The following is a 25688-nucleotide window of genomic DNA, read 5'->3' on the forward strand; positions in this document are numbered from 1 at the left end:
GGCATATGATATAATATGACTACTTCGTAGTCACTTAGAAGTTTCTTCGAAACTTCATATGCGTGGTAAAGCAACGCAAGGTATATGATATAATGAACACGCAGGTGTTTATCTTAAAAGTTTAGATCGGATTTTGGTGGATTTTATGGTTAATGACGAATTTGACAATATGGATATTCATTTTATGAAACTGGCGATTGGACAGGCGAAGAAAGCGGCTAAGATTAATGAAGTGCCTATCGGGTGTGTTATCGTGTATGATGGTAAGATTATTGGCAGAGGATATAACAGACGTAATACCGACAAGACTACACTTGGACACGCTGAGATAACCGCAATTAAAAAAGCAAGCCGTTATATGCAGGACTGGAGACTTGAAGGCTGTACCCTGTATGTAACATTAGAGCCCTGCCAGATGTGTGCCGGTGCTATTATTCAGGCAAGAATTCCACGTGTAGTTATCGGTTCAATGAATTCTAAGGCTGGCTGTGCCGGTTCTGTTCTTAACATTTTGCAAATGCCACAATTTAATCATCAGGCTGAGGTTGTAAGGGGCGTATGCGAAGAACAGTGTTCAACTATGCTAAGCTCCTTCTTTAAGGAACTGCGTGAGAAGAAGAAAATACTCAAAGAGAAGGCACTTGCTGAAAGCTCTGAAGCAGATAACAATCAGGTATTTATTAACCGTTAATTCAAGGAATACCTTAACATAATTATTTAAAGTGCATTTAACGCCTGGAGGACTACCTATGAACGTAAGATACAGTCTTGGAGATTACACGCTTAAAGTATTAGGCTGTGATAAAAGCCTTGATGTTCTGGATTTCTATTACAGAAACCGCAACGATTTTGATATATATGAAAGTGATAAGCCAGAAGCTTTCTATACAGAAGAATTCATCAAGAATATGCTCAATGCTGAGAACAAAGCTCTTATGTCTTTACATTTTGTAAGATTTTTTCTTGTATCTAATGACAATCCCGACTACATTATCGGAACTATTTCTTTATCCCACATCAACAGAGGCTCATCACCATCTGCTAATATGGGATATAAAATAGACCGTCTTAACCGCGGCAAAGGGCTTGCTTCCCTTATGATTGCCCATATGCTTGATGTGGTAATTCCCGATTTAGGTATCCACCGCACAGAATGTTACATTCATCCTGACAATAAGATTTCACTCCACCTTATGGACAAAATGTCATTTATTGATGAAGGCATTGCACATTCTTATGTAAAGCTTAACGGCAAATGGCAGGATCACAGACGTTTTGTCTATATCTCCTGATACCAGTATCCAAAATATGGATTAGAATAATCGCTTCTATGGCTTTTCTTAAAATTGTTAAAGCCAAACATTGAAGCCATATACCTCTCCCTGTTGCAGTACATTCCCGGCACGCCAATAAAATAATGTGTGTTATTCTCATTTTCACACACCCTGCCAAACAAAAGATGCCGGAAATTATAATATCCGTGTATTAAAAAGCTGTTATTTATTATGTCATTCTCTATGGACAACAGCTCTTTAAGCACCTCTGTTGACACCTCTACGCAGTCGTACAGATAGTCATCATCAAATGCGTCAATATAATCAGGCTTTGCATACAATAATTTATCGACTTTTTTGTCAAAGCTGGTCTTTGCTTTTTTTCTTTTTGACTTATCATTATCACTTTGCATTATCTTATTACCCTGACCGGTGCAGTTATCCAAAGTCTCCGCCTGCATAATTGCAACATCCTTATCCTCCCGTATCATACATCCATTGGTGTATGCTGTATTACTGTCTGACTGTGCTGCACTGACTGTTCCATTCATATTCTGCAAAGCATTAGCATTTTCTGGTGCATTATTATCCACTGCTACGTTATGGCTGGCATTGTCTGGTTTATTGGTACTATCTTTGAAATTATCAACAACAGAAGCTCTTTTTCTTTCATTAATCAACATTTCTTTGTCAACGAAGTGGATTTTTTGTGTATTAATGCTCTCATCTTTCCACATTGAGAACATCATATAGAATGCATCCGCCTGATTGGCTATTCCAATGCCGCATATGTCAGAAAATGTATACCCTGTACTATCAATGTTGGACGAATTAAATATGCCCTTGTACACAGCCATACCATTCTGCACCATACAGTCGCCAGCCTTTAAAAGCTGGTATTCACCACTGTTATAACCTGCGAATAACAGATACACCCCGAATAGTTCCGGAGTATCAGTATATACACCCCTTAGATTAATATTTAACCGGATTTCTCCCCTGACAACTTCAACCTTTGCAAAGCCTACATTCTTATCCTTAACTCCACCCGGATATGAATAGATATATGACACAAAACGTTGATAATCAGCCATTTTAAAACCTCCCTTAGGACATAAGATTAACTAATCAATCTTATGTCCTAAGGGAGGTAAATATTCATTGCCTTAATTATGTGCTGTCTGTTATCTGTTATTAATTATCGCATTAGTAAGAGCCGCGAACTGCTCTAATGTGAGTGCTTCTCCTCTTATTGTAGCAGAAAATCCACACTGTTCTAATGCTTTAAGCAGTTCCTCTTTGGATACATTGACTTCACCGCTATTACCCACGCTGTTCATCATAGTCTTTCTTCTTTGGTTAAATGAAGCTCTTATTATCTTGAACATAAGATGTTCATCAAGCACATCAACTGGAGGCTTCTGGTATCTTTCCAGCTTTATTACCGCTGAGTCTACATTTGGACGTGGCATAAAACAGCTTGCTGGAACATTAAGCACAATCTTAGGTCTGGCATAATACTGCACTGCTAATGAAAGTGCACCGTAATCTTTAGTTCCCGGACCTACCTGCATACGGTCTGCCACTTCCTTCTGAACCATAATAGTTATGCTGTCCAAAGGCACACAACTCTCAAAAAGTCCCATAATAATAGGAGTTGTTATGTAGTAAGGAAGGTTAGCAACAACCTTTATTGGCTTACCACCATTTTTCTTGTCTGCAAGTTCCTTAATATTAAGCTTTAATATATCCTCATTGATAACTGTTACGTTATCATACCACGACAGTGTATCCTCTGTAAGAATTGGTATAAGCTTCTTATCAATCTCGACAGCTACAACCTCTCTTGCATTCTCGCAGAGTATCTGTGTCATAGTTCCAATACCCGGTCCTACCTCAAGCACGAAATCATCCTTCGTAACTCCGGCTTCCCTCACAATCTTTTCAACTACATTTTCATCTATAAGAAAGTTCTGACCGAACTTCTTCTGAAAATTAAAACCGTATCTGTTAAGCACCGCGATTGTATTAGTCGGATTGCCAAGGTGCATAACGTGTGCGTATTTATTATCCACTGTATAATCTCCATTCTTATAATTACTGATTGACGAATATGTTATGCCTCTTTAAAGAATAACCTTCTCGCATTGTTATTAGTAATGTCCACTATCTCATCATAAGACATTTTCTTGATTTCTGCCAGCTTTTCTATGACATATCTTATATTACTGCTGTCATTTCTTTTGCCCCTGTTAGGAACTGGTGCAAGATATGGGCAGTCTGTTTCTAATAATATGCGCTCCATTGGTATAACCTCCGCCGCCTCAACAAGCTTTCTTGCATTCTTAAAGGTAAGCACGCCGCCTATTCCAAAGTAGAAGTTCATATCGTAAAATGTCTTGACCGACTCCTTAGTATATGAATAACAGTGTATTATTCCACCTATCCTGTCCGCATTTCCATTTTTTAAAATGTTAATTGTGTCCGCACAGGCTTCTCTGGAATGTATAATCACTGGCTTATTAACTTCAACAGCCATCTGTAACTGCCTTTCAAACCATTTAAGCTGTACTGCCCTCTCTGGCTCATCATAATAATAATCAAGTCCAATCTCACCTATTGCAACAACCTTCGGATTGCTTAGTGCTTCTTCCTTAAGCCAGCTTATAATATCCTCATTAAGTTTGTCATAATCATCTGGGTGAACGCCTATAGCCGCATATATATTCTTATACTGCTTCGCAAGATTTAAAGTCTTCCTGCACCCTTCTATGCTTGCACCGACATTTACAATAGTATCAATGTCTGTAGATAAAAGCTTATTAAGCAGTTCGTCCCTGTCCACATCAAATGCTTCATCATCATAATGTGCGTGTGTATCAAATATTCTCATTCTTATTCTTCCCTGACTTTCCTGTCTTTCCAAGCGCAATCACCCATACAACTGACAGGATAATTCCTGCTATGCTGACAATTGCTCCCTGCCATACATAAGGCACTTTAATATTAATAACTGTTGTACCTTTCTGTATATACATAAGATTATTCTTTTTTTCAATATTCTGTGCTGTGCTGAATATGTCGTGATAAGCAAGTGCAGTGTTAACATTATCCTCATTAGATGTTATTGTAATCGTGCTGCCTGTATAATCAATTGTAAGAGGAAATATCTTTCTTTGTGGCAATGTTTCCTGTTTAAGACCTGACATATTCTCAAGCAGTCTTCCAACTGTCTTATCACCTGTCATACTGTAGAAATTCATAATGCCAAGACCACACATTATTATATTATCATTCTTAACTGTTCCATAGAAATCAAGACTCAGTCCATTATCGTCAACACTTCCGTAAGAAGTATCAAGTCCATCAAGATATACAGTATTCCACTCAGTGTGTCCCTGTGGGAACATATCTGTATATACACGCCCAATTCTTGTATTCATCTCTGGATAACCATTCTCGAACTTAACCGCATTACAGGTAACTCCAAGAAATGTCTGTGTATGGGTTCTCTTATCCTGCGGAATGGAGTCTGCTGAGATTATAATCTTAACCCCTGCCTCACTAAGTCTTATAATAAGCTCCTCTGCCGCCTCTTTATCATTATAAGTAAAGCCGTCAAGGAATATCTCTTTATACTGCGATAACTGTTCAAATGTATAATCATCAAGATTATAAGAGTCTGTTTCTTCTACCGCTGGAAATCTTAAAGAAATTCCTGAAGCTCCACTTCCTATGCCTATAGCTTCATAAGTACTTAGAGTTCCCCAGTTGCCATTAACATCAAGATGATAAAGCCTGTAATCACCATTATAGTCAACAAGCTTATAGCCAACAGCATTTGCCGCCTCATCAAGCTTATCAAGAGTTCCTGTATACTTATTAAGCTGTGAAAGCCTTACTATAACTGTGTCATTGCCAAGCTCCTCACACCTGTCAAACATATAGTAAAATCTGCTTTCAGCCATAGCCTTATTAAGATTGGCTATATTAGTTGATGTATTAGCCGCTTCCCAGCCCGCACCAAACGTAGCCGGAACTCCGTTATTCCAGTCTGCTGTAAGCCACGCACCCATAGCTCCAAGACTGCTCGCATCCATAAGTGCAAGTCTCTGTCCTGTTATGCTCTGCGCCTTTGATATAAGTGTATGATTCTGTGTCTGATTAATCCTGTCCTCTGCCTCACTTGTATCTGTCATATTTAATGATAAAATGTCATCAATAAGCGATGTATCAGAAGAATTATCCTCTGATGTACTATTATACCGGCTGAACATTCTACTTAAAGATAATTTATTATCTGCTGTCAGCAGACTTCCGCCTGTTATCAATGTAAGTGATGGCACTATATCTGCTATAAGAAGAACACACATCAATAGCACCAACGGCTTCTTTAATGTATCCCACTTAAGAAAGCTGTACAATATAAAGCATAATGCTATGGAAATAAATCTTAACATCCAAAGATACTGGCTTCCCGGAAGAAGGCTTAACACCGGATACATAGCTGTAGTAGTGCATACAAGAATGACTACCGCTGTCACAAATCCCGCTCTTGACTTCTTATATCCAAGTAATATTCCGCATACCGCTATTATGCACGCTGCAAGCCCATAGTAGAAATGGGAGTTATTGCTCTTAATTCTATCAAGCGGATTAAGAGTAACAACAAGCTTCTGAAAGAAGTTAGCCATATTTTCTGAGTTATCAAGTGATGTTATTCCTCCATTAAGCGAAGCAACAAGCCATATTCCAAGAACCATAAATCCAAGCAGTATGCTGACAATCACTTCCAATACCGCTCTCTTATTGCCTTGCTGGAACATATACACTATGCAGTATATAAGCACTGCCAGTGCAATCATACCAGCATAGCCAAGATGACACATTGCCATAAGTGCGAATGTAACTATAATTATAGGAATATATATTCTCTTTCTCTCTGACAGATATTCACATACCGCATATATGAATACAGGCAGAAATATCATACACAATGATCTTGCAAGATTACCTTCAACAAACAATGCAAGCAGATTATTAGGCATAAAGAACCATATAAGTCCAACAAATGCACCAAGATATGGCCTATTCATTTTCCTGCCTATTATAAGCCATAATATGCTGTTAAAAAAGCAGACTGTGCCCACGAATATAAGGTATCCTGCAAGCTGTCCTCCACCTGCAATCATCTGGCATAATGCCATATAATATGCTGTAAGTGGTGCCCAGTAACGCATAATCTCCACGCCGTTATACCACATAGAATTATATATAGGATACCAGCTGCCTTCCTTTATAGAATTGTATACATAATCTCCACGGAATATATGATACATAGTATCTGAACCTGTAGGGTATGCCCCATTATTCTTAACTAAGAATACAACAAGCACTGACACTGCCAGATATATTATTGGCATAAGAATTAACAGATACCACGTCTTCCTGTTCACATCATTTCTATTCATAACAGCCATCATCCTTCTGTTAAATCATCTAATACTGCATCCATAACCTCAGATAATATTATATTCTCTGTATCTGCGTTAATCTGTGCATTTCCCTCCTGCTCTGCCATATTAACAATATAACTTCTTGTAGGAGTTTCGCTCGCCTCTAATCTTGTCATCATTCCACCGATATCATGAATTATCCTGTAGAATTCACTTGAAAAATAATCAGTTACATTCTCAAGTGTCGGCATTATGCTGTCAAAAGGCTCTTCATCATTAAGCACCTTATTCTGGTACTTTTCAAGGAAATTGGCAATTCCCTTCTCGAATATATTAAACTCAACAAATGAGCTTCTTCCAAACTTAATATCCAGAGCGAACTCCCATGTGTGTGGATGTATTTCACCCTTCTTGCCATCAATAATTATGTAATGCCTCATATTAAGGTAAAATTTAATTCTATATTCCCTGTACAACTTAACTGCCATATTAATCTCCATTCCTGTCTGATATTTTAAGCATATACACTGTATTTATACAGCCTTACTCTGTTTATATCTGTCCTTAAGTTTACTAATATCAGCTTCATTATTAACAAGCTGGCTGTTCTCAACTGATGAATTATCATCTACAAGTATATTAATCTTGTCCAGGGCACGCTTTTCATCAATCTTAATAAATATAAGCACAAGATCCGTCCTGCCATATTCAAATCTCAGAACATTTTTATCAAGAATATATACTGCTCTTTCTATAAACTTAACCCTGCTTTCAATATTCCTGCATTTGATATGTATAAATGTGACCGGATATATCTCCCTCTTAGTAATCTTTTCAAGAAACGGAATAATAGCCTTCTGCTTCCACAGATTATTTCTTGTATCGTGAAGGTCGCTTTCCATAAGCTTCTGGTTAATCTTTGAAAGTCGTCTGTTGACCGTATCGATTGTATCCTTCTGTACGTCCATTTTGAATAACATATGTCTTATATAATAAGCCATAAGCATTGGCACTAAGACAATAATCAGAAGAAGTACCACGAATAATGTAGTCATCTGTGTCTTTACACCAAGATAACTGTTGTTATCAAGAAGTGCACCCCTCTGTGTAAGCAGGCATAATCTGTATGGCTCATTCTTATATTCAAACAGAACTCCTGAGGCAATATAATCGTTGTCGTTAATATTAATTGTCTTATGCGCAACCTTATTCTGTATAAGACCATCTATGAACTCCTTGGCACTATCTGACATATAATATGTTGAAGCTGTAACGCCTTTATATTTATTAGTTTCTGTTATATCTTTTACAAATAGCATTGACTGGTCCTTTGAAAATGTCCAGTAATGGTTAGACGAGGCATCCATTGTCTCAAGGATTTCCTTAATAATCTGCTCATCATTTCTATTATCCTTAAGATTAATCTGGTCAAGAACAAGCTGTACATACGCATCCTGCTGTGTCGCACACACATCAAGAATTCCGTCCTCATACCTTTGAAGTTCTATATGTGCTGTAAATCCTGCTATAACAGCTACACATATTACACATATTGTTGTAATAATAAGCACCGGGTGTTTACCCAATCTGTCTTTCAGTTTCATAGCTTACTCCCATCTAACACATTTTATAAAGACTCATCTTCATCTATCAGTTCAATCTGTTCTATTTTCTCTGCGGCTTCTTTACTGTCTTCTGCCATAGTTTTATCTTCCATAATGTTACGTTTGTCTTCTGTAATATCAACAGCCTCCGGTGTATCAGCTTCTTCTACCTCTATAAGCTCCATATCCTCCATAGGCTCGTAATTGACTGCTTTTCTTAACTTTCCAATAAATGCCGCCGGCTTTTGCATATCCTGTTTCACAACCTTAGCAAATGCCTTGCACTCATCTGTGAAGTTCATCGTCTTCCATGCACTATCTGTCTGTATGCTGTTAATAATACCTGCTACTCTTATAAAGAATACGAGAAAATTAAAGAACGGCAGGAACAATATGCACCACCAGTGCCGTACATAATATTTCTTTACATCCTTATTGATGTTAAGGAAATACGCGACAACTATAAAGTACAGATATCCGGCAAGTGTATACAAGCCGAATATTATTCCTGTAGATACAAGTATCATCTTACCCGAATAGCCAATAGCCATAAGGCATATAAGTGCCAGATACCATATCATTCTTGGAAACGCAAATGTGTGGTCATAAAGAAGAGTCTTTACACTTACATTGCTGAATATATTCTTTACCTTAAAGGACTTGTCCATAAACATCTTGGCTACTTCAAGGCTTCCTCTCTGCCATCTCTGTCTTTGTGTGTACAATTTGTTCATATCCTCTATTGGGTCAACAAAGAATATCGCATCTTCGCACACTTCGACTCGTTCATTCTGCCTGTATTTCATCTGGAATGTGATATGTGTATCCTCACATATTGTATCTGTGTTATACATCCACGACTTTAACACAACTGACTTTCTGAATGCGGAAAATGCTCCTGATAATGTATACACTGCATTCATCTCGGAAGCATAGCTTCTGCCTGCAAGGAAAGCCTGTGCATATTCCATAAATTCCAGATTACGGAGCAGTCTTGGAAAAAATCCTTTATATGCCTGTATCTGTTCAGGAATTGTAAGAATAGCTCCTGTCATACAGTTAAGATCTGTATCCTGTTCAAATCTTGTAATAAGATTGACAAGTGCATTTTTCTCTAATATTCCATCACTATCAAGATTAATAATATACTTGCCGTCACTGTTATACAAGGCCAGGTTAAGTGCTCTTGACTTGCCCTGCTCTGCATTAAGCCACTGCATAAGAAGGTCAGGAAACTTCTTCTGACAGTCCGCATATACGGCGAAGCTGTTGTCCTGACCTTTATTATTAACAAGGAATATTCTGATTTTATCATTAGGGTAAGTACTGTCATTAACCGACTTGATACATCCATACAGAGTATCCGCTGAATTATATACAGGAATAATAAGAGATATCTCTGGATATATCTTCATCTCTTTTCTTTTCTTCTTATGTCTTAGATTTCTCCTGATAAGAAGAAATACACTTCCAAGTGCCGGGACAATCTCCATAATAAATGGAATGATTATCCAGCCGCCCCAGAAAAGAAATGAGTTAAGAATTTGTTTTATTATTACCATATGAGAAGCTGCCTACTTTCATCTTTATAACCTGAGGTTTGGTAAATACATAGAAATACAGATATACACTTAGAACGTAAAAGAATATTCTTCCAATAAATGTATGAACCACATAGTATGCTCCCATTCCCCAAAAATATACTGACATACATATCATCACAATTCTCAAAGCATTACAGAGCATTATATAGCAAAAACCACCTATTCCCACCATAACCTTTTCGCTGAAATTGTATACATTAAAGAATGCCAGCAATGATATAAATGCCATAATCTCAATAATTCCTGAACACTCAAAATCTATCAGCAGTGTCGCCTGTGTAACTCCTGTATGAATAAATATAATTCCATACTTGAAATATGATGTAAATGCTCCTGTCACACTTCCAACTACACCAGCCAGTGCTGATACACAACGTGCCAGCGGCATAGTAAGCACGGGACGTATAGTTATCATCATTATAAGAAACAACCCAAAGCTTCCCCACATAAACTTCCACGCATAAAGCTTTGCTCTTGTTAATACTGAAAGTATATACAGCCACACTGCTATAACTGCCACTGCCACGATTGGATTAACACTCATTATTCTGTTACCTGATTACTGCCTTTCTTTTTCTGATAAACGAGAACACCTACTGTTATAAGAACGCATATGCAAAGTCCAAGCCAGGCACCTGTTGAAGCACCTGCTGTTGTAACCCACTGCTGCCCTAATCTTCCAAACTGTGCATCAATCTGCTTGAAATCACTCACATCACATCCAAGCTTATCAGCCACCTTCTTAAGGTCTATTATAAACTCACATTCGTCCTTATCACTTCCAATAGTCACCATCATTTTTCCATAACATGTATCTGCTTCATTAGTGCTATTAATATTAGCTGAAGTATGCCATGCATCTGTTGAAAAAATGTAGAATTCATATGTACCTTCGGAAAGTCCACCTTTTTGAGAATTCCAGTTAATGTTACCATCACTGTCTACTGTCTCCATTCTTGGATAAAATACCTGACTCCAATTATCATTAAACTTTATTGTAATTGCCTGTGTTAACTCTCCACCTGCTTCAGTTAAATGTGCCTGCATTGGAGTTTCAACGTGTCCAAAAAGCTGTGTTCCATCACAATATATTGCAGCACTGGCATCTGCAACGTGTTCGTGAGTTCCTGGCGTTGCATACTGAATTGTTGTATGTGGATATTTGTTCCAGTCGCCATATAAGCCATCATATGCTATATCATAATTACCATCACTACTGTCATTGCTGCCATCATCCTTAAGATTAGCTACATCTTTAACAAATGGCTCTGAAAGGTATAAGCCAAATGATATTGTCTTATTATAAATCGGAAGCTTATCCTTAGGAACCGCTATTTCCCACTGCCTTCCAACATGCTGACACAAAACACCATCTATACCATTAACCTGTCCATCCTGTGTAAGCTGAAATACAAGTTCTCTGCCCAAGTCTGTCTTTATTGAATACCTGCCATTGGAATGAGTTCCAGCACCATAAGCACTTCCTGTTGCTCCGTCCTTTAAGTATATGTATACATAATCTCCATCAAACACCATAGCTGCTTTTGAAAGGCAGTCCTTGTGTGCTTCATTAGGACACGCTGCATTATACCTGGCAACTGCATCCCAGTCTTTAAAACTGCCATCTATTGTTATGCCCTCATAGACAGCCTCTGTTGTATCCTCTTTAATCGCACTGCCGTCAAGCACTTCTATATCTGCTAAATCTACCGTAACACCAGCAAATGTTATCTTGAAATTACCCTCCGTAAAGAAATTCATAGGAATTGAAGCCTCAACTGTATATGGTCCTGCTGTATTCTGGTGTGCCTCATTAACTGTAACCATCTTAGCACCCTCTATATCACCATACCAGCCGTTCTTAACCTGTGCTCCACCATTCCACGCAACAAACTGAATATGATTGGTTGAGTCACTAAGCCCTGTGGCATATGTAATATCAACAAGGTTCTGCTGGCCTGTATATCCATAATCCCACTCTGACTGTGCTGTTCCCTCATAGCTTATGTATAATGTAGAGTAATCGGCTGAGATTACTGCTTTCCAGCTTGATACCTTATCTGATAAAGCCTTTCTTTCTGTCACATTCTTCCAGTCTGTAAGGTCATTATCAAGAGTAATATCATCTCCGCCCACCTTCTTGTTATTCTTTAATGTTGATACATCAATCTTATTGCTCATACTAAGGCCGGCTGCTATATTATTCATCACGCTGTTTGCAGATGTCACACCTGTATTGCTGCCATATACCTGTCCAGCCATTGCTGTTACAGGGGCTGCTGCCAGCATTAATGCCATTCCAGCGGATAATACCATTTTCTTGCAGCTATGACGTCTTTTATTACTATATTCTCCCGTTTTAAAAATCCTCATAGTAAACCTCCAAAATTACGCTATTCTTATAATAGCATTAAAATTGATATGCTTTATTGTATTAATATAAATACTCAAATTATATTGTACGGCTATTGCTATAAATAGTCAATAATTGTATCGGCTAATATGCCACAATATTATATTAAGGCGAATTAACTATCTAATCAATATATCTTAAATAAATATCAGAAAATACATAATTATATTACAAGTTAGCAGAAAATTGTTGTCAATATAATTATTATATGATAATTTACGCTTAACAATTAGTTGTTAAATATAATATACAAGGAGGATATTTTTATGAAACATAATCGTTTTATTTCACTACTATTAACAGTTATTTTTTTATTTATGTACAACACGTCTTATGCAAGTGCTGCGGAAATAAAAATGATAAACGGAGTGATAAGCCTATGATTACAATCTTTAACCGCCAGAAATTAATCGAATGTTACACCGAAGAAATACGTATGAAAGCTGGGTGCAGTATGAGTCAGGCCGAAAAATTATCAGAATGGTCTCCTTGGATAACGCCATCCGGACTCTATTGCTGATACACATATATTTTACCAAAGGAAAAAACTCCGCACACCCAAAGGTGCACGGAGTCTGAGCCTTTATTATTGATATGAACTTGTTTGTTTATCCTCTTCTGCTCTTAAGTTCTGCAACGTTTGCATCTACTCTTGCCTTATTCAGAGGGAAAATGAACATAAGTACTAATCCACAAAGAATATAGATAGCTGCTGGGAAGAAAGTAGCCAAGTTGTAAATACCATTTGCAACTGCCTCTGTCTGTCCTGCTGCAAGTTCATTGTATCCAATCCATCCAAGTGCCCATCCGGAAAGACCACCAGCAATTGCCTGTCCAATCTTTCTTGAGAATGAGTAGATACCATAAATAGTACCATCGTCACGATTTCCTGTCTGTACTTCCATATCATCGATAACGTCTGTCACAAGAGCCCAGCACTGTGTCTGGAAGAAGTACATACCAAGCATAGCTACGAATGCACCAACTACGAATACCCATACATTCTTAATATGAAGAATACCAAGAATGAAGTAAAGGATACCTGATGCAAACATTCCTACTACACCACATTCCTTTTTACCAAACTTAGTAGCAAGCTTCGTAGAGCATGTTGCCAAGATGATAATACATGGAAGCATTAATAATGAGAATACTGAAAGAGCCTTTGTGTTCTTGAAGTAATCAGCAAACAAGTAAGTATTGACACCCTGTGACATTAATGAAGCCAACAAAAGAAGTACAGCTGCGATAATCATACCAAGCAATGAACGGCTTGTAAGTAATGTCTTTAATGTCTTAGCAACTGACTGCTTCTCAGATGTTTGCTTTGCAACATATTCAACACGCTCTGTTGTAAGGAAATAGCAAAGCAGATAGCATACAATTGCAATTACAGAGAATACTCCAGCTACAATAGATATATTTGTTGCAGAAACAACCTGGTTACCATAAGCATCTGTCTTATATACTAACATTGGAGCTACAACACCAATCATAATACCAGCAACAGTTCCACCTACTGAACGGAAAACAGAAAGCGAACTTCTGTCCTTTGGGTCACCTGAAATAACAGATGCCATTGAACCGTAAGGAATATTGATAGATGTATAGAAAATAGAACCCCAGAGGATATATGTAATAAACATATATGCAACCTTAGCTCCGTAAGAAGCATCTACCAAAAATGACTGATACATCATAAATGATGCAAGTGCAACAAATCCGCACATACGAAGAATCCATGGACGAATACGTCCGTTCTTTGTTGGCTTTGAATTATCTACGATACGTCCCATACCGATATCTGTAAAAGCATCGATACAACGAGCAATAAGAAACATAGTTCCGACCATTGCCGCTGAGATACCCATAACCTTTGTGTAGAATACCATTACATAAGTACTGGCAAAAATAAATGAAAAATCATTTGCAAGATCTCCGAACAGGTAACCAAACTTGTCACGTGCACCGAAAGGTCTTACTTCTCTAGTTTTACTCATGGTAATATCCTCCTATCTCTTTATCTTATTGAGCTTGCTATTCAACTCAAGAAGTTCTTCCTTAGTAAACTGCTTTCCACCGCCTGCAGTTCCCATAAGATTAAGCATACGCTTTACTGTAAAACCTGATAACATCTTCATAAGGCCCTCGCTGCCAGCACCAGCTGCTGCTTCTGCTGCTTCTGCTGCACCGCCATCAGCGCCTTTCATAATCTTAAGCATCAATTCATCGATGAACATCTTACCTTCGTTGGCCTTCATGATATCACCAATCTTGTCATTGATGTTGAAGTATCCCTCTGGCATATCAATATCAAACCAGTTGAGAACCTCGCCTTCTTCTTTCAAACGATATTCTTCGTTAAAGGTATCTACCTTGCGAATCTTGCTTTCGTCACTGCAATCACCTGCTTTTGCAACAAGTGTACTTTCGCCTGCATTTGGCACATCAAAGTAGAAGAAATGCACATCACTTGTCTGCTTACCAAGGCTTTCACCGTTTACAAACAACTCTACTTCTGGCTGATTAGAGTATACCGTAACCTTTGTTGTATCTTCTACACGGTCTACATAGCGCTTACCACAGATATGCACGAATGGATCATCTGATAACCATGCCTTATATGCATAGAAAGCATCTTTCTTGTACTTTCTATCAAATGTAACCAAGCCCTTATGGTTCATACCATTTTCTCCACCTTCTGCTCTTGCATCAGCGGCGAAGTCATACATATTCCATACATGTGTAGCCCAGATATAATCTCTTGTAAAGAGCTGCTTAATCAGTTCTTCATGATAGTATGCCTGATATTCCTCAGTATAATCACCCTGAACAGGATTTGATGTATGCCAGTTCAAAGCCTCACATCCATACTCACTTAATCCAATTGGAATATTTGGATATTTCTTGTGGAAATCATCAAAGAACTCACCGTTCATATCTGTTGTTCCACCGTACCATCCATAATAATGGTTATAAGAAATAACATCCGGAATCTGAATATATTTTGCATCAATGCTGCACATAGAAACTACGGCCATTGTTGTAAGTCTTGTTGGATCCATCTGATGACATAAATCATTTAAAATGTTGTGGTTCTCAATGAGGTCATCATCCTCTCCGCCACCCATTGTAATCTCATTAGAAAGTCCCCATACTACAATACTTGGATGATTGTAATTCTGTATAATAAGTTCTTTCATCTGTGAAATAGTATTCTCACGTCCGTTTGGCAAATGTTTTGAAATATATGGAATCTCAGCCCAAAGTACAAGACCTGTCTCATCACAAAGGTCATAAATGTACTGGTCGTGCTGATAATGAGCAAGACGGATTGTGTTTGCACCCATTTCAAGAATGAGTTCAATATCTTCTTTATGTTCTTTATGAGTTAAAGCATTTCCAATGTGTGGTCTATCCTGATGACGAGACACACCGTGAAGTGGATAACGCTCTCCGTTTAAGATAAATCCCTTCTCTGGATCAATAACAAAAGTTCTACATCCAAAGCGAGTACTTCTCTCATCTAAAACAGTATCGTTTCTCTTTAATGTAACTTCTGCTGTGTAAAGGTGTGGGTCCTTACGGCCATTCCAAAGATGAACATTTTCAATCTCGAATGTAACCTTTGTCTCATTTGCAGAAACGCTCTTTGTAGCAATAACTTCATCACCATTTTTGATGACATATTCTAAAGTATCTTCCTCTGTTGCATCTGTAACAAATACTTCTACTTCAACACTTGCATTTGCACCTTCTACGATAGGTGTTACTGCAATGCCATGTGTTCCATAATAATCCAGATCAAAATGTGTTTCTGGTACAGAAATCACATTTACATCACGATACAGACCGCCATAGAATGTAAAGTCTGCCATCTGTGGATATACATGATCATTTGGTGCATTATCTACTGCAACTACAATTTCATTTTCATCAGCCAAAAAGTCTGTTACATTCACTCTCCATGTAGAGTATCCACCATCATGATGTCCAGCTTCTTTTCCATTAACATAAAGCCATGCACTAGAGTTTGCTCCGTTAAACTCAATATAAGTGATTGGTTCGCTACCAAACTCCTCACGCTTCATGTTCTTTACATAGTAACATGTACCGCGGTGGTAATCATTTCCACCATCCTGTCCATCCTTACCATTCCATGTATGAGGCAAGTCAAGTGCCTCCCAGTTGCCCTGTGTTAATACAGAATATCCTTCTGCGACAGTTATAGCATCTTTTGTAAACTGCCAAGATGCATTAATGTTCTTTGTTGCCATTTTTACCTCCTTCTTGTTCATAAAAAGAGTCTTTCTCTCTTTCCGTCAATCTCATTGATGTACTCAGTATAACAATTCAACGGATTTTGCTCTTGTCTTAGTTTTGTTGTTTTGGTAAAATTTTTACATAAAATATAATTATGGCAAATTTTTTACAAATAAAACGAGAAACCTACTAGGAAAGGAGTCCTATTATGACATTTGAAAACATGAATACCGATGATTTTTTCCCTTTGCTCCAGCAAACTTTGTCCGATACCTTTAAGATAGATTCTTATCTGATGCATGCTCCTTATCAGAATTTTGAGAAAATGGATATGGGACTAAGACGCATGGTCTGGGGCAACTACAAAACGAACAGCCCACTTTTTTCTTTGTTTGGCAGCTCTCCTTATCAAATCATTGTACTGCAGAGTTCCCTTGGGTTTTACAATGTAATTGTCAGTCTGACCACGGACGCTGAACCAGATATTCTTGGTATTATGCCTTTTTTGGCCGAACCAATCAATCAGGTAACAATCAACCGGCTCATTCGTGATAATCACATTGATCCGAAATACAACTCTGTCTTGTTACACTTTTATTACTCTCTTCCTGTCGTAGACATTGATGAACTCACACTGATGTTGCAGCATTTTATTAGTTTTTTTATTCCGGCGTTCAAAACATGCAGCATTGAGTATGTCAATTATAAAACAGAGTCTCATAACACTTCGCCAAACGAAGAACGTTTTCAGAAATTCTCTTCCGATTACATCGCGGAACTGATTTCACGACTAGAACATTGTTGTCAGGCAATGACTGCCGGAAACACTGCCCAGGCCATTGACTTCATGAAAAAGACTTTGGACTATTCTGCTTCTTTTCAGTCTCTTCCTGCAAAAGAAATAAGAAGCAGAATCGCCTCCTTAAATTTTTTTCTAGCTTCCCGTATGTTTGGGACCGCCGTACATCCGATTTATGTATACCAGCAGGCTGAAGCTTTTTCTCTTCGCATAAAAGATGCTAACAGCCAAGGAGAGTTTGCACACTTGCCATTTGACATGGTCCGAAAATATTCTATGCTTGCTAAGAATTATACGTATGAAAAATACTCTTATCTGATCCGAACTGTTGTAAATTACATTGACCAGCATTTATACTCAGAGTTAACGCTATCCATACTTGCCGAAAAATTTGACAAAAATCCATCTTATCTGTCAAATGCATTTAAAAAAGAAGTCGGCGAAACGCTGACTTCTTATATTGGAAGGCAGCGCATCCGGGCATCTTTACGCTACTTTAATACCACAAATATGAGTGTTGCTGAAGTGGCTGGAGCTGTCGGTATTCCTGATTTCGGTTATTTTTCGAAACTTTTCAAGAGACACATTGGCATCAGTCCACGCGAATACAAAAAAATGTTGGATAAATAATGCCTTGCTACTTCTGTTAACCTGTAAGTACAAGTGCAGTACAAGAAAAAGCTCCCTTCCAAGCCGCAGGTGATTTTACCTGCCAGCCCGGAAGGGAGCTTTTTATTATATATAATTCACTCTTTTGCTATCCGATTTCGCTTCCTGCGATTATATCCTTATCAACTGTCATAACAGAGAGATTGTTCTTATCGTCCATAGCCGCAAGAATCATACCCTGTGATTCAACGCCGCATATCTTACGAGGTGCAAGGTTAGTAACTACTGCTACCTTCTTGCCAACCATCTCTTCTGGCTTGTAATACTGTGATATTCCAGATACAATCTGTCTTACTTCCTCACCAATTCTTATCTGTGAGCAGAGAAGCTTCTTAGCCTTCTTTACAGGCTCGCACTTAAGCACTTCTCCGACCTGGATCTGGATTTTTTCAAAGTCGTCAAATGTTATCTCAGGCTTCTTCTCAACTACTGGATATTCCGGTACTCCATTAGCCTTTCTCTGTGCTTCCTGTAATTCTTCAACCTTCTTCATAACTTCTTCAATATCAAGTCTTGCAAAAAGGATTTCTGGCTTATCTGTAACTTTATTTCCAGACTCTCTTAAGCCGAACTTGTCAAGATCATCAAAATCTCTGTCACCAGCGGCTGGATTGTCAGGATAAAGCTGCTTTAAAATACTCTCTGTTGTATTAGGCATAAATGCCTTTAAAAGGTTAGCTCCGATTGTAATACTCTCTACAAGGTTGTAAAGAACTTCTTCAAGTCTTTCTTTCTTACTCTCGTCCTTTGCTAAAGCCCAAGGCATTGTTTCATCAATGTACTTGTTACATCTCTTAAATAATGCAAATACATCTGTCATAGCATCAGCAACGTGAAGTGTAGCCATCTTGTTCTGAACCTTATCTCTTGTTCCTGTAACAACAGCCTTAAGGTCAGCATCGAAGTCAAGGCTTGCACCATTCTCATCAACGCCTGCTCCCTCACTTGTAACACCTGTCTTATTAACTACACCGCCAAAATACTTGTTAGACATAGCAATTGTTCTGTTGACAAGGTTACCAAGTGTATTAGCAAGATCTGAGTTCATACGTTCAACTATAAGTTCCCAAGAGATAACACCATCGTTCTCAAATGGCATTTCGTGAAGTACGAAGTATCTTACAGCATCAACACCGAACATATCTACAAGGTCATCTGCATATATAACATTCCCCTTAGACTTACTCATCTTGCCGTCATTCTGTAAAAGCCAAGGATGTCCAAATACCTGCTTAGGAAGTGGTTCACCAAGTGCCATAAGGAATATAGGCCAGTATATAGTATGGAATCTTATAATATCCTTTCCAATAAGGTGAAGGTCTGCCGGCCAGAACTTCTTATACTGTTCTGATGAGTTGCCATCAGCATCATACCCGATACCTGTGATATAGTTAGTAAGTGCATCAAGCCATACATATACTACATGCTTGTCATCAAAATCTACCGGGATACCCCACTTAAATGATGTTCTTGATACACATAAATCCTGAAGTCCTGGAAGAAGGAAGTTATTCATCATCTCATTCTTTCTTGAAACAGGCTGTATGAATTCTGGGTGTGTATTAATATGCTCGATAAGTCTGTTGGCATATTTACTCATCTTAAAGAAATAAGCTTCTTCCTTAGCTGGCTTAACTTCACGTCCGCAGTCAGGACATTTTCCGTCAACAAGCTGTGACTCTGTCCAGAAAGACTCGCAAGGTGTACAGTACATACCTTCGTATGAACCCTTATATATATCTCCCTGATCGTAGAGCTTCTTAAATATCTTCTGAACCTGCTTTTCGTGGTAATCATCTGTAGTTCTTATAAACTTGTCATAAGATGTATCCATTAAATCCCATATTCTCTTTATCTCTGTAGAAACATTATCAACGAATTCCTTAGGTGTAATTCCTGCTTCTTCTGCTTTTAATTCAATCTTCTGTCCATGCTCATCAGTTCCTGTCTGGAAAAAAACATCATAGCCCTCCTGACGTCTGAATCTTGCAATACTATCGGCAAGAACTATCTCATAAGTATTACCAATATGTGGCTTTCCTGATGTATATGCGATAGCTGTTGTCATATAAAATGGACCTTTATTCTGTGGCATATCCGTAACCTCCGTTATCATTATTCTATATATGATAGCCAGCTTTTTAGAATATGTCAAACGAATAAACAAATATTCTTTAATGAAAAACATTTATTATACATATAATCTAGTGTATGATTAAGAAAATGTTGTACCAGGGGCTTATATGCACCTTCCCGAATCTGACTACGCGGTATGTCCGCAGAAATGAGGATTATTATATGCTGACATTAAAATCCAGTTACATAAAACATAAAACTAACATTTATTCTTTCTTTAAAAAAGCTGCTGCCATAACAGGTGCAGTAGTAATCACAGCCTGTTCATTTAGTGCCTGCACTCCATTTGGCGGGTCTGCTTCACGTTATAACAATGCTGATGAGCAATACAATGCAGCTGATAACGAAAGCTTCAACGCTTTTACCGACAGCCTTTTTCGTGAGCTTGCCTCAAGCGACTCACTCTCACTGCACGCACTTTTGGAAAATCCTTGCGAATATGGAATTGATGATTACGATATAACACTCGGACGTATTGATATTGATAATATTGATGATACATCAGATATAACAGACTACATAACAAAGCTCAACGCTTTTGACAAGGCTTCACTTTCCAAGAGCCAGCAGATAACCTATGACCTATTAAACAAATATCTGTATACAACCCTTAATTACAGCGACCTGTATCTTCTTAACACCGACCTCACTCCTACAATCGGCATACAGATACAGCTTCCGCTCCTTTTTTCCGAATATACATTTATGGAGAAAAAGGACGTTGAAGAATATATACAGCTCCTAAGTGATGTGGATGGATATTTTAATAATCTGCTGGAATTCGAGGCATTAAGAAGCGTCAGGGGATATACCCTAAGCGATGACCTTCTTGATGAGGTCATAAGCTCCTGCAAATCTATCGCTGATTCCGCCGGTGATGCTGAAGGTATGTTTATTGGTACTTTTAACTCCCGTGTTGACGACCTCATTTTCCTTACTGATGATGAGAAAAATGTATACAAGAAGCAGAACGAAGATGCCGTTATTAACCATGTAATTCCAGGTTATAACGCACTTATAACGACTCTTGCTTCATTCAAGGGAACTAACCAGTATTCTGGTGGAATATGCAATTACCCTGATGGTGCAAGATACTTTGAGGGACTTCTTGAAAGCTGTCTTGGCTGGAGTAAATCAATTGACGAATATAATGATTTGCTTGACTCCTATATAAGAAGCTATTCAATTGTTATGCAGAAGCTTTTAAGAAAAGATCCTTCTCTCAACAGCCAGTTTGGCACATTTTCTTTTGGAATTGATAAACCAGACCAGATTATTGAGGATTTAAAAAAGAAGATAACTGATGATTATCCTGCCTTAAATGATGTCAATTATAATATTAATTATGTATCTGAAGCACTTAATGACTATGCAAGCCCTGCTATGTACTTTATGCCACAGATTGATAATCTTGACATTAACTCTATATACATTAATTCAGCCGGCACTGACAGCAGTGATTTGTATCCTACGCTGGCACACGAGGGGTATCCGGGACATTTATACCAGACACAGTATTTTGCCTCAACAAGCCCTTCTTTGATAAGAAATGTCATTAAACCTGGCGGCTATATTGAGGGCTGGGCTTCCTATGTTGAAGTTCATTCATATGAATATGCTGGCGATAATACTCTGCTTAATTCATTGGTCCAGTGCAATTATGCACTTATACTCTGCCTCTATGCCAAGGGCGATATCGGAGTGAATTATTACGGCTGGACTGAAGCACAGCTTTCCTCATTCCTTACCGATTATGGATTTAGCAGTGCCGAAGCTGCACACGAGATGTATACAGCATTTATTGCTAATCCTGCTAATTACTGCAAATATGTTCTTGGATTTTTAGGTTTTGAGGAACTAAAAAAACAGGCCCAGAAAGATCTCGGTGATAACTTCTCCTTAAAAGAATTCCACCGTTATATTCTTGAAACCGGACCTGTTCATATTGATATTCTATTTGATTACTTAAAGAACTGGGAGAACCGCTTAGTAGTATCTTCCCGGGCAGCATAAGCCGCCTCCGCCAAGACAGCAGTTACACATAAGGTTGATAAATATAAGTTTCATACACCAGCTTCCCATTCCACCTGCTGGATTCTGATATGTCTGCTGTCTTCCTGAATACCATTCACCGCCACTATTCATACGCTGGTAGAACATACGATACTGCATATTGTCAGGATCGAGTTCTACTGCTCTTCTGGCGTGTTCCATCGCTGTTGCCTGATTGCCTTTGCCTGAGTTAGCCATAGCACTATAATAGTACCATCTGGCATCTTTGTCCTGAATAGCAGAAAGCACGTTAAGTGCCTCATCATATCCACCATTGTTAATATAGTTAGCCGCCGCTCTTAAATGAACTGTCGTATCATCATTGCCATTCATATTAGAAGCACCACCTGAATATCCGGAATTAGAACCCCCTCCATAATATCCGCCAAAGCCAAATGGTCCAAAGCCCCAGAAGCCGCCAAAATCATCATAACCATTGCCGCTCTGTCCATTACGGTTATTCTGATAATCACCGTCATAGCCATAGCTTCCTGTGCCACCTCTGTTCTGACTGTAAGCTGATGATGTATATCCACCCTGCTTTTCCTTCATAATCTGGTTATAAGCCTGCTGGATTGTCTTAAACATTTCCTCTGCCTTATCCTTATTAGGATTATTGATATTCGCATCAGGGTGATACTTTCTGCTTAATGTTCTATATGCTTTTTTAATCTCTTCGTCAGTTGCATCTCTTGATACACCTAACACTGAATACGGATCGGTCATACTTCCTCCACTTGTTCTCTTTTATTCTTAGCAATCCCGAATCTTGTAAAGACTCCTGAATATATTACATTTCTTAATAAATCGACATTCTCAATAATAGGAAGGCTCTCAAAGCCTGCGGCAAATTGTGCCATATGTGATTTTAACACATTTTCTATAAATATATCAAAATCCTTATTATTCTCATACGTCCTGAGTGCATTGTATCTGCCCTTCTTCTTATCTTCCAAAAGGTCATCATACGCATCAAGAATATATATAAATCTTCCAAGTGAATTACCCATCACTTTTAATGTATCGTACCACTCATCATTTTTCATACACAAAATCTGTGCCATTATTATGCCAAATTGTTCTGCAAGCAGGTCAATATTGCTCTCATTATTATTCTCAAGCTCACTCATTCTATCAAGTGCCGCCTTAATAATGCGTGCTTTTTGGGAATATGCTTTCTCAATCCTCTTAACCTTATTAGTCAAAGACGAGGCAAGCAGCTTCTTCATAAGCTTCCTATCATCCTGCCAGTCATCAACGCATTTATAATAAGTCATAAGGACATTCATATCCGCAACATATGCTGAAATCTTATTGCGTCTTACCGGGTGCTTATGAACAGGGTGTGCGATACATCTTGCTTCCTTATATGTTGTATCCGGTTCATACAGCCCTGTAAGCAGTACAAGCAGAAATGTCATATCATAGCTTATGGATATCTGCCCATTAATACCATAATCCGAAAGCAGCTCCTCACACAATCCGCAATAGTATGAACGGTACATATCATATTCTTTTATCTTAAGCTCAGGCTTATTAACAACAACATAACCGTACATACTACTCCTCATTTCTGCATACAATGTTAATTACAGCTTGCTCTGTATTCTATTACATAAAAATAAGCGAAACGCACAGACAATAAATTCCTTACGTTTCGCTTATCATATAACATCTGTAAAACTCTAGTCAATTGAAGCTTAAAAGATTAATAAATCTTTTATAATCTGTTTATATGAACTGGTCTTTATTATCAGTTCCCCATATAAGAAAGTCTTCGTAATCTGCCATAGATGAGAAGTTCACACTGTCCTCATATACCGCGTTCTCAAAATAATCTTCGCTGTTATCTTCCTCATTATAAGTGCGTTTTCTATGAGGAAACGTATATTGGGCTGTGTCATAATCATAATCTTTATCACCATCATACGCTGGGTACACACTCATCACCTCCATAATGGAAGTATTCCCCCGACTGTGATGATTTATAAAATGTATATGTGGTAATAAATGGCTGACACGACTGACACACTCACTTTATATATCAATTATTAACATTAAATATCAACTATCAATCTTAAATATTAATTATTAAACTTCACATATCAATCATTAATATATAACTATTGCCTGCTTTCCCATACTTTTATATCGTGTTTCTACAAGTTCTTTATCGTATTCACATATGCCCCTTAACGGATCTGCCATAATATATGTACTCTGTGTATAGCCTATAAGCACCATAGCGTGCTCACGTGAAAGCCACATAATATTCTCTCCGTCTATATTCCATGTACAGGATTCATATGGCTCTTTCATATACATCGTCTCCCATACTAACACCGGATGTCCGTCATCTACATAATCAAGAAGCTCGTTGTACTCTGCTCCCGTTATATTGTATACATTCATATATGATCTTTGCGATTTCAGATACTTTGTCGCTGAATTGACTAATACTGGTGCAAACGCACCACACGAATCTTCATCTCTTGGATTGCCGACAAATGCTTTATAAGGCGACACCTCGCCCATCTTTCCTTTATCCAGGTAATAATCTGCCATTGTCAGCTTGTCTACATTATAGCCAAGATAATTAAGAACTGTCGTCAAAGCTGTTATCTCACAGCCTGTTGGAAGTTCAGGATTTTGAAGTACACATTCTACATCAAGCCTCTTATAAGAACTTCTTACTGCCGCTGTAGTCTGGTTACTATTAGTTGCTTCTTCATATGTGACAACTCCCTTTGTTACATTCTCTTCATTGCCCTTCATATAATCTGCTGTCTGCGTATATTTAATTCTGAAGTCATATACCTTTAAAGAATATGCCCCTATAATAACCGCTGCCCCTGCCATTGTAATTATGGCGGCTCTTTTCAATGCTCTTCTATGTGCTCTTTGTGTCTTATGTCTATTCCCTTTTTTCTTCATATGAACCTCTTTTCCGACACAACATCAATATAACAATACTACGTACAAAATCATTCCAGATAAATAAGCTATATCAGTAATACCAATAACTAAATGCTTTCTTAATATTACATAACGTCTTATCAGTCTTTAACCTGATTAGCAGTCATAACACTGGTATATTAGTGTTATATCTTCCCCTTCGTATTTGCCTCAAATAATAGTTTCATATGTGTACCCACTTGTATTGTAACACTAAATATACTATTTATACAATCCATATCTGGAATTTTTCAGAAAAAAAGGAATCAATTCAAAAATTCAGAAAAAATATCAAATCATAGAAATTCAACGCACAAAAAAAGCCCCTCAACCTAGCTCCATCGACTAAATCAAAAGACTTTCACAAATGCACCGCCAGGGGTTCGAACCCTGGACACCCTGATTAAGAGTCAGGTGCTCTACCAACTGAGCTAGCGGTGCGTATATTAAATTGTTGCAAGTA

20 protein-coding genes and 1 tRNA gene are annotated in these 25688 nt (G+C 38.0%); 4 read left to right on the plus strand and 17 right to left on the minus strand.

What is annotated here, in order from left to right; all coding sequences use genetic code 11:
* Positions 1-145: 145 nt before the first annotated feature.
* Both tadA and BM157_RS11585 read left to right on the plus strand, forming a co-directional pair.
* On the plus strand, positions 146-691 hold the full coding sequence (gene tadA, locus BM157_RS11580; RefSeq protein ID WP_318255971.1) for a tRNA adenosine(34) deaminase TadA: 546 nt from the start codon (positions 146-148) through the stop codon (positions 689-691).
* Between the two features lie 58 nt (positions 692-749).
* Positions 750-1292 (plus strand): GNAT family N-acetyltransferase, encoded by a 543-nt coding sequence (locus tag BM157_RS11585; protein WP_022501295.1) that lies wholly within the window; start codon positions 750-752, stop codon positions 1290-1292.
* Here BM157_RS11585 and BM157_RS11590 read toward each other — a convergent pair.
* The 11 genes from BM157_RS11590 to BM157_RS11640 all read right to left on the minus strand — a co-directional run bounded on the left by BM157_RS11590 (position 1280) and on the right by BM157_RS11640 (position 16628).
* Positions 1280-2368 carry a DUF6128 domain-containing protein gene (locus BM157_RS11590; protein WP_090141258.1) on the minus strand — a complete coding sequence of 363 codons (1089 nt, stop codon included), beginning with the start codon at positions 2366-2368 and terminating at the stop codon, positions 1280-1282. The genes BM157_RS11585 and BM157_RS11590 overlap by 13 nt on opposite strands.
* 90 nt (positions 2369-2458) lie before the next feature.
* Positions 2459-3325 carry a 16S rRNA (adenine(1518)-N(6)/adenine(1519)-N(6))-dimethyltransferase RsmA gene (gene rsmA / locus BM157_RS11595; RefSeq protein WP_090141266.1) on the minus strand — a complete coding sequence of 289 codons (867 nt, stop codon included), beginning with the start codon at positions 3323-3325 and terminating at the stop codon, positions 2459-2461.
* Positions 3326-3390: 65 nt separating this feature from the next.
* Positions 3391-4167, minus strand: coding sequence for a TatD family hydrolase (locus tag BM157_RS11600; protein WP_055177414.1), 777 nt, complete (start codon positions 4165-4167; stop codon positions 3391-3393).
* Positions 4154-6745, minus strand: a complete 2592-nt coding sequence (locus BM157_RS13120) for a 6-pyruvoyl-tetrahydropterin synthase-related protein (RefSeq protein ID WP_318255972.1) — start codon at positions 6743-6745, stop codon at positions 4154-4156. Before BM157_RS13120 ends, BM157_RS11600 begins: the two co-directional genes overlap by 14 nt.
* 8 nt (positions 6746-6753) lie before the next feature.
* Entirely contained in the window at positions 6754-7218 is a 465-nt protein-coding gene (locus BM157_RS11610; protein ID WP_022501300.1) for a 6-carboxytetrahydropterin synthase, read from the minus strand.
* Positions 7219-7263: 45 nt separating this feature from the next.
* Complete coding sequence (locus BM157_RS11615) at positions 7264-8334, minus strand: hypothetical protein (RefSeq protein ID WP_090141260.1); 1071 nt, start codon at positions 8332-8334, stop codon at positions 7264-7266.
* 23 nt (positions 8335-8357) lie between these two features.
* A complete protein-coding gene (locus BM157_RS11620; protein WP_318255973.1) occupies positions 8358-9896 on the minus strand; it encodes a TIGR03111 family XrtG-associated glycosyltransferase in 1539 nt (512 codons plus the stop codon).
* Positions 9871-10482: an exosortase family protein XrtG gene (gene xrtG / locus BM157_RS11625; RefSeq protein ID WP_055306986.1), complete on the minus strand. Its 612-nt coding sequence runs from the start codon at positions 10480-10482 to the stop codon at positions 9871-9873. Before xrtG ends, BM157_RS11620 begins: the two co-directional genes overlap by 26 nt.
* Positions 10482-12311: a Firmicu-CTERM sorting domain-containing protein gene (locus BM157_RS11630; protein ID WP_055177405.1), complete on the minus strand. Its 1830-nt coding sequence runs from the start codon at positions 12309-12311 to the stop codon at positions 10482-10484. Before BM157_RS11630 ends, xrtG begins: the two co-directional genes overlap by 1 nt.
* A gap of 648 nt (positions 12312-12959) precedes the next feature.
* Positions 12960-14351: an MFS transporter gene (locus tag BM157_RS11635; protein ID WP_022501305.1), complete on the minus strand. Its 1392-nt coding sequence runs from the start codon at positions 14349-14351 to the stop codon at positions 12960-12962.
* Between the two features lie 12 nt (positions 14352-14363).
* Positions 14364-16628: a glycoside hydrolase family 2 protein gene (locus BM157_RS11640; RefSeq protein ID WP_022501306.1), complete on the minus strand. Its 2265-nt coding sequence runs from the start codon at positions 16626-16628 to the stop codon at positions 14364-14366.
* A gap of 194 nt (positions 16629-16822) precedes the next feature.
* Between BM157_RS11640 and BM157_RS11645 the strand changes: the two genes are divergently transcribed.
* Positions 16823-18043, plus strand: a complete 1221-nt coding sequence (locus tag BM157_RS11645; protein ID WP_055177401.1) for a helix-turn-helix transcriptional regulator — start codon at positions 16823-16825, stop codon at positions 18041-18043.
* Between the two features lie 127 nt (positions 18044-18170).
* On the opposite strand, the gene metG is transcribed toward BM157_RS11645, so the two are convergent.
* Positions 18171-20177 carry a methionine--tRNA ligase gene (gene metG, locus BM157_RS11650; RefSeq protein ID WP_090141262.1) on the minus strand — a complete coding sequence of 669 codons (2007 nt, stop codon included), beginning with the start codon at positions 20175-20177 and terminating at the stop codon, positions 18171-18173.
* A 203-nt stretch (positions 20178-20380) separates the two neighbouring features.
* Here metG and BM157_RS11655 point away from each other — a divergent pair, with 203 nt between their 5' ends.
* Entirely contained in the window at positions 20381-22231 is a 1851-nt protein-coding gene (locus BM157_RS11655) for a DUF885 domain-containing protein (protein ID WP_055306989.1), read from the plus strand.
* On the opposite strand, the gene BM157_RS11660 is transcribed toward BM157_RS11655, so the two are convergent.
* From BM157_RS11660 to BM157_RS11680, 5 genes are all read right to left on the minus strand, one after another.
* Positions 22205-22996: a DnaJ domain-containing protein gene (locus tag BM157_RS11660; protein ID WP_022503119.1), complete on the minus strand. Its 792-nt coding sequence runs from the start codon at positions 22994-22996 to the stop codon at positions 22205-22207. The two genes, BM157_RS11655 and BM157_RS11660, sit on opposite strands and share 27 nt — an antisense overlap.
* Complete coding sequence (locus BM157_RS11665; protein ID WP_022503120.1) at positions 22993-23829, minus strand: DUF5685 family protein; 837 nt, start codon at positions 23827-23829, stop codon at positions 22993-22995. Before BM157_RS11665 ends, BM157_RS11660 begins: the two co-directional genes overlap by 4 nt.
* Before the next feature lie 172 nt (positions 23830-24001).
* Positions 24002-24211, minus strand: a complete 210-nt coding sequence (locus BM157_RS11670; protein ID WP_022503121.1) for a hypothetical protein — start codon at positions 24209-24211, stop codon at positions 24002-24004.
* 171 nt (positions 24212-24382) lie between these two features.
* Complete coding sequence (locus BM157_RS11675) at positions 24383-25204, minus strand: C39 family peptidase (RefSeq protein WP_022503122.1); 822 nt, start codon at positions 25202-25204, stop codon at positions 24383-24385.
* A gap of 389 nt (positions 25205-25593) precedes the next feature.
* Positions 25594-25666 (minus strand) — tRNA-Lys (locus BM157_RS11680).
* Positions 25667-25688 lie beyond the last annotated feature (22 nt).

Origin of the sequence: [Lactobacillus] rogosae, assembly GCA_900112995.1 — a bacterium.
In the GTDB taxonomy this organism is placed as follows: domain Bacteria; phylum Bacillota; class Clostridia; order Lachnospirales; family Lachnospiraceae; genus Lachnospira; species Lachnospira rogosae.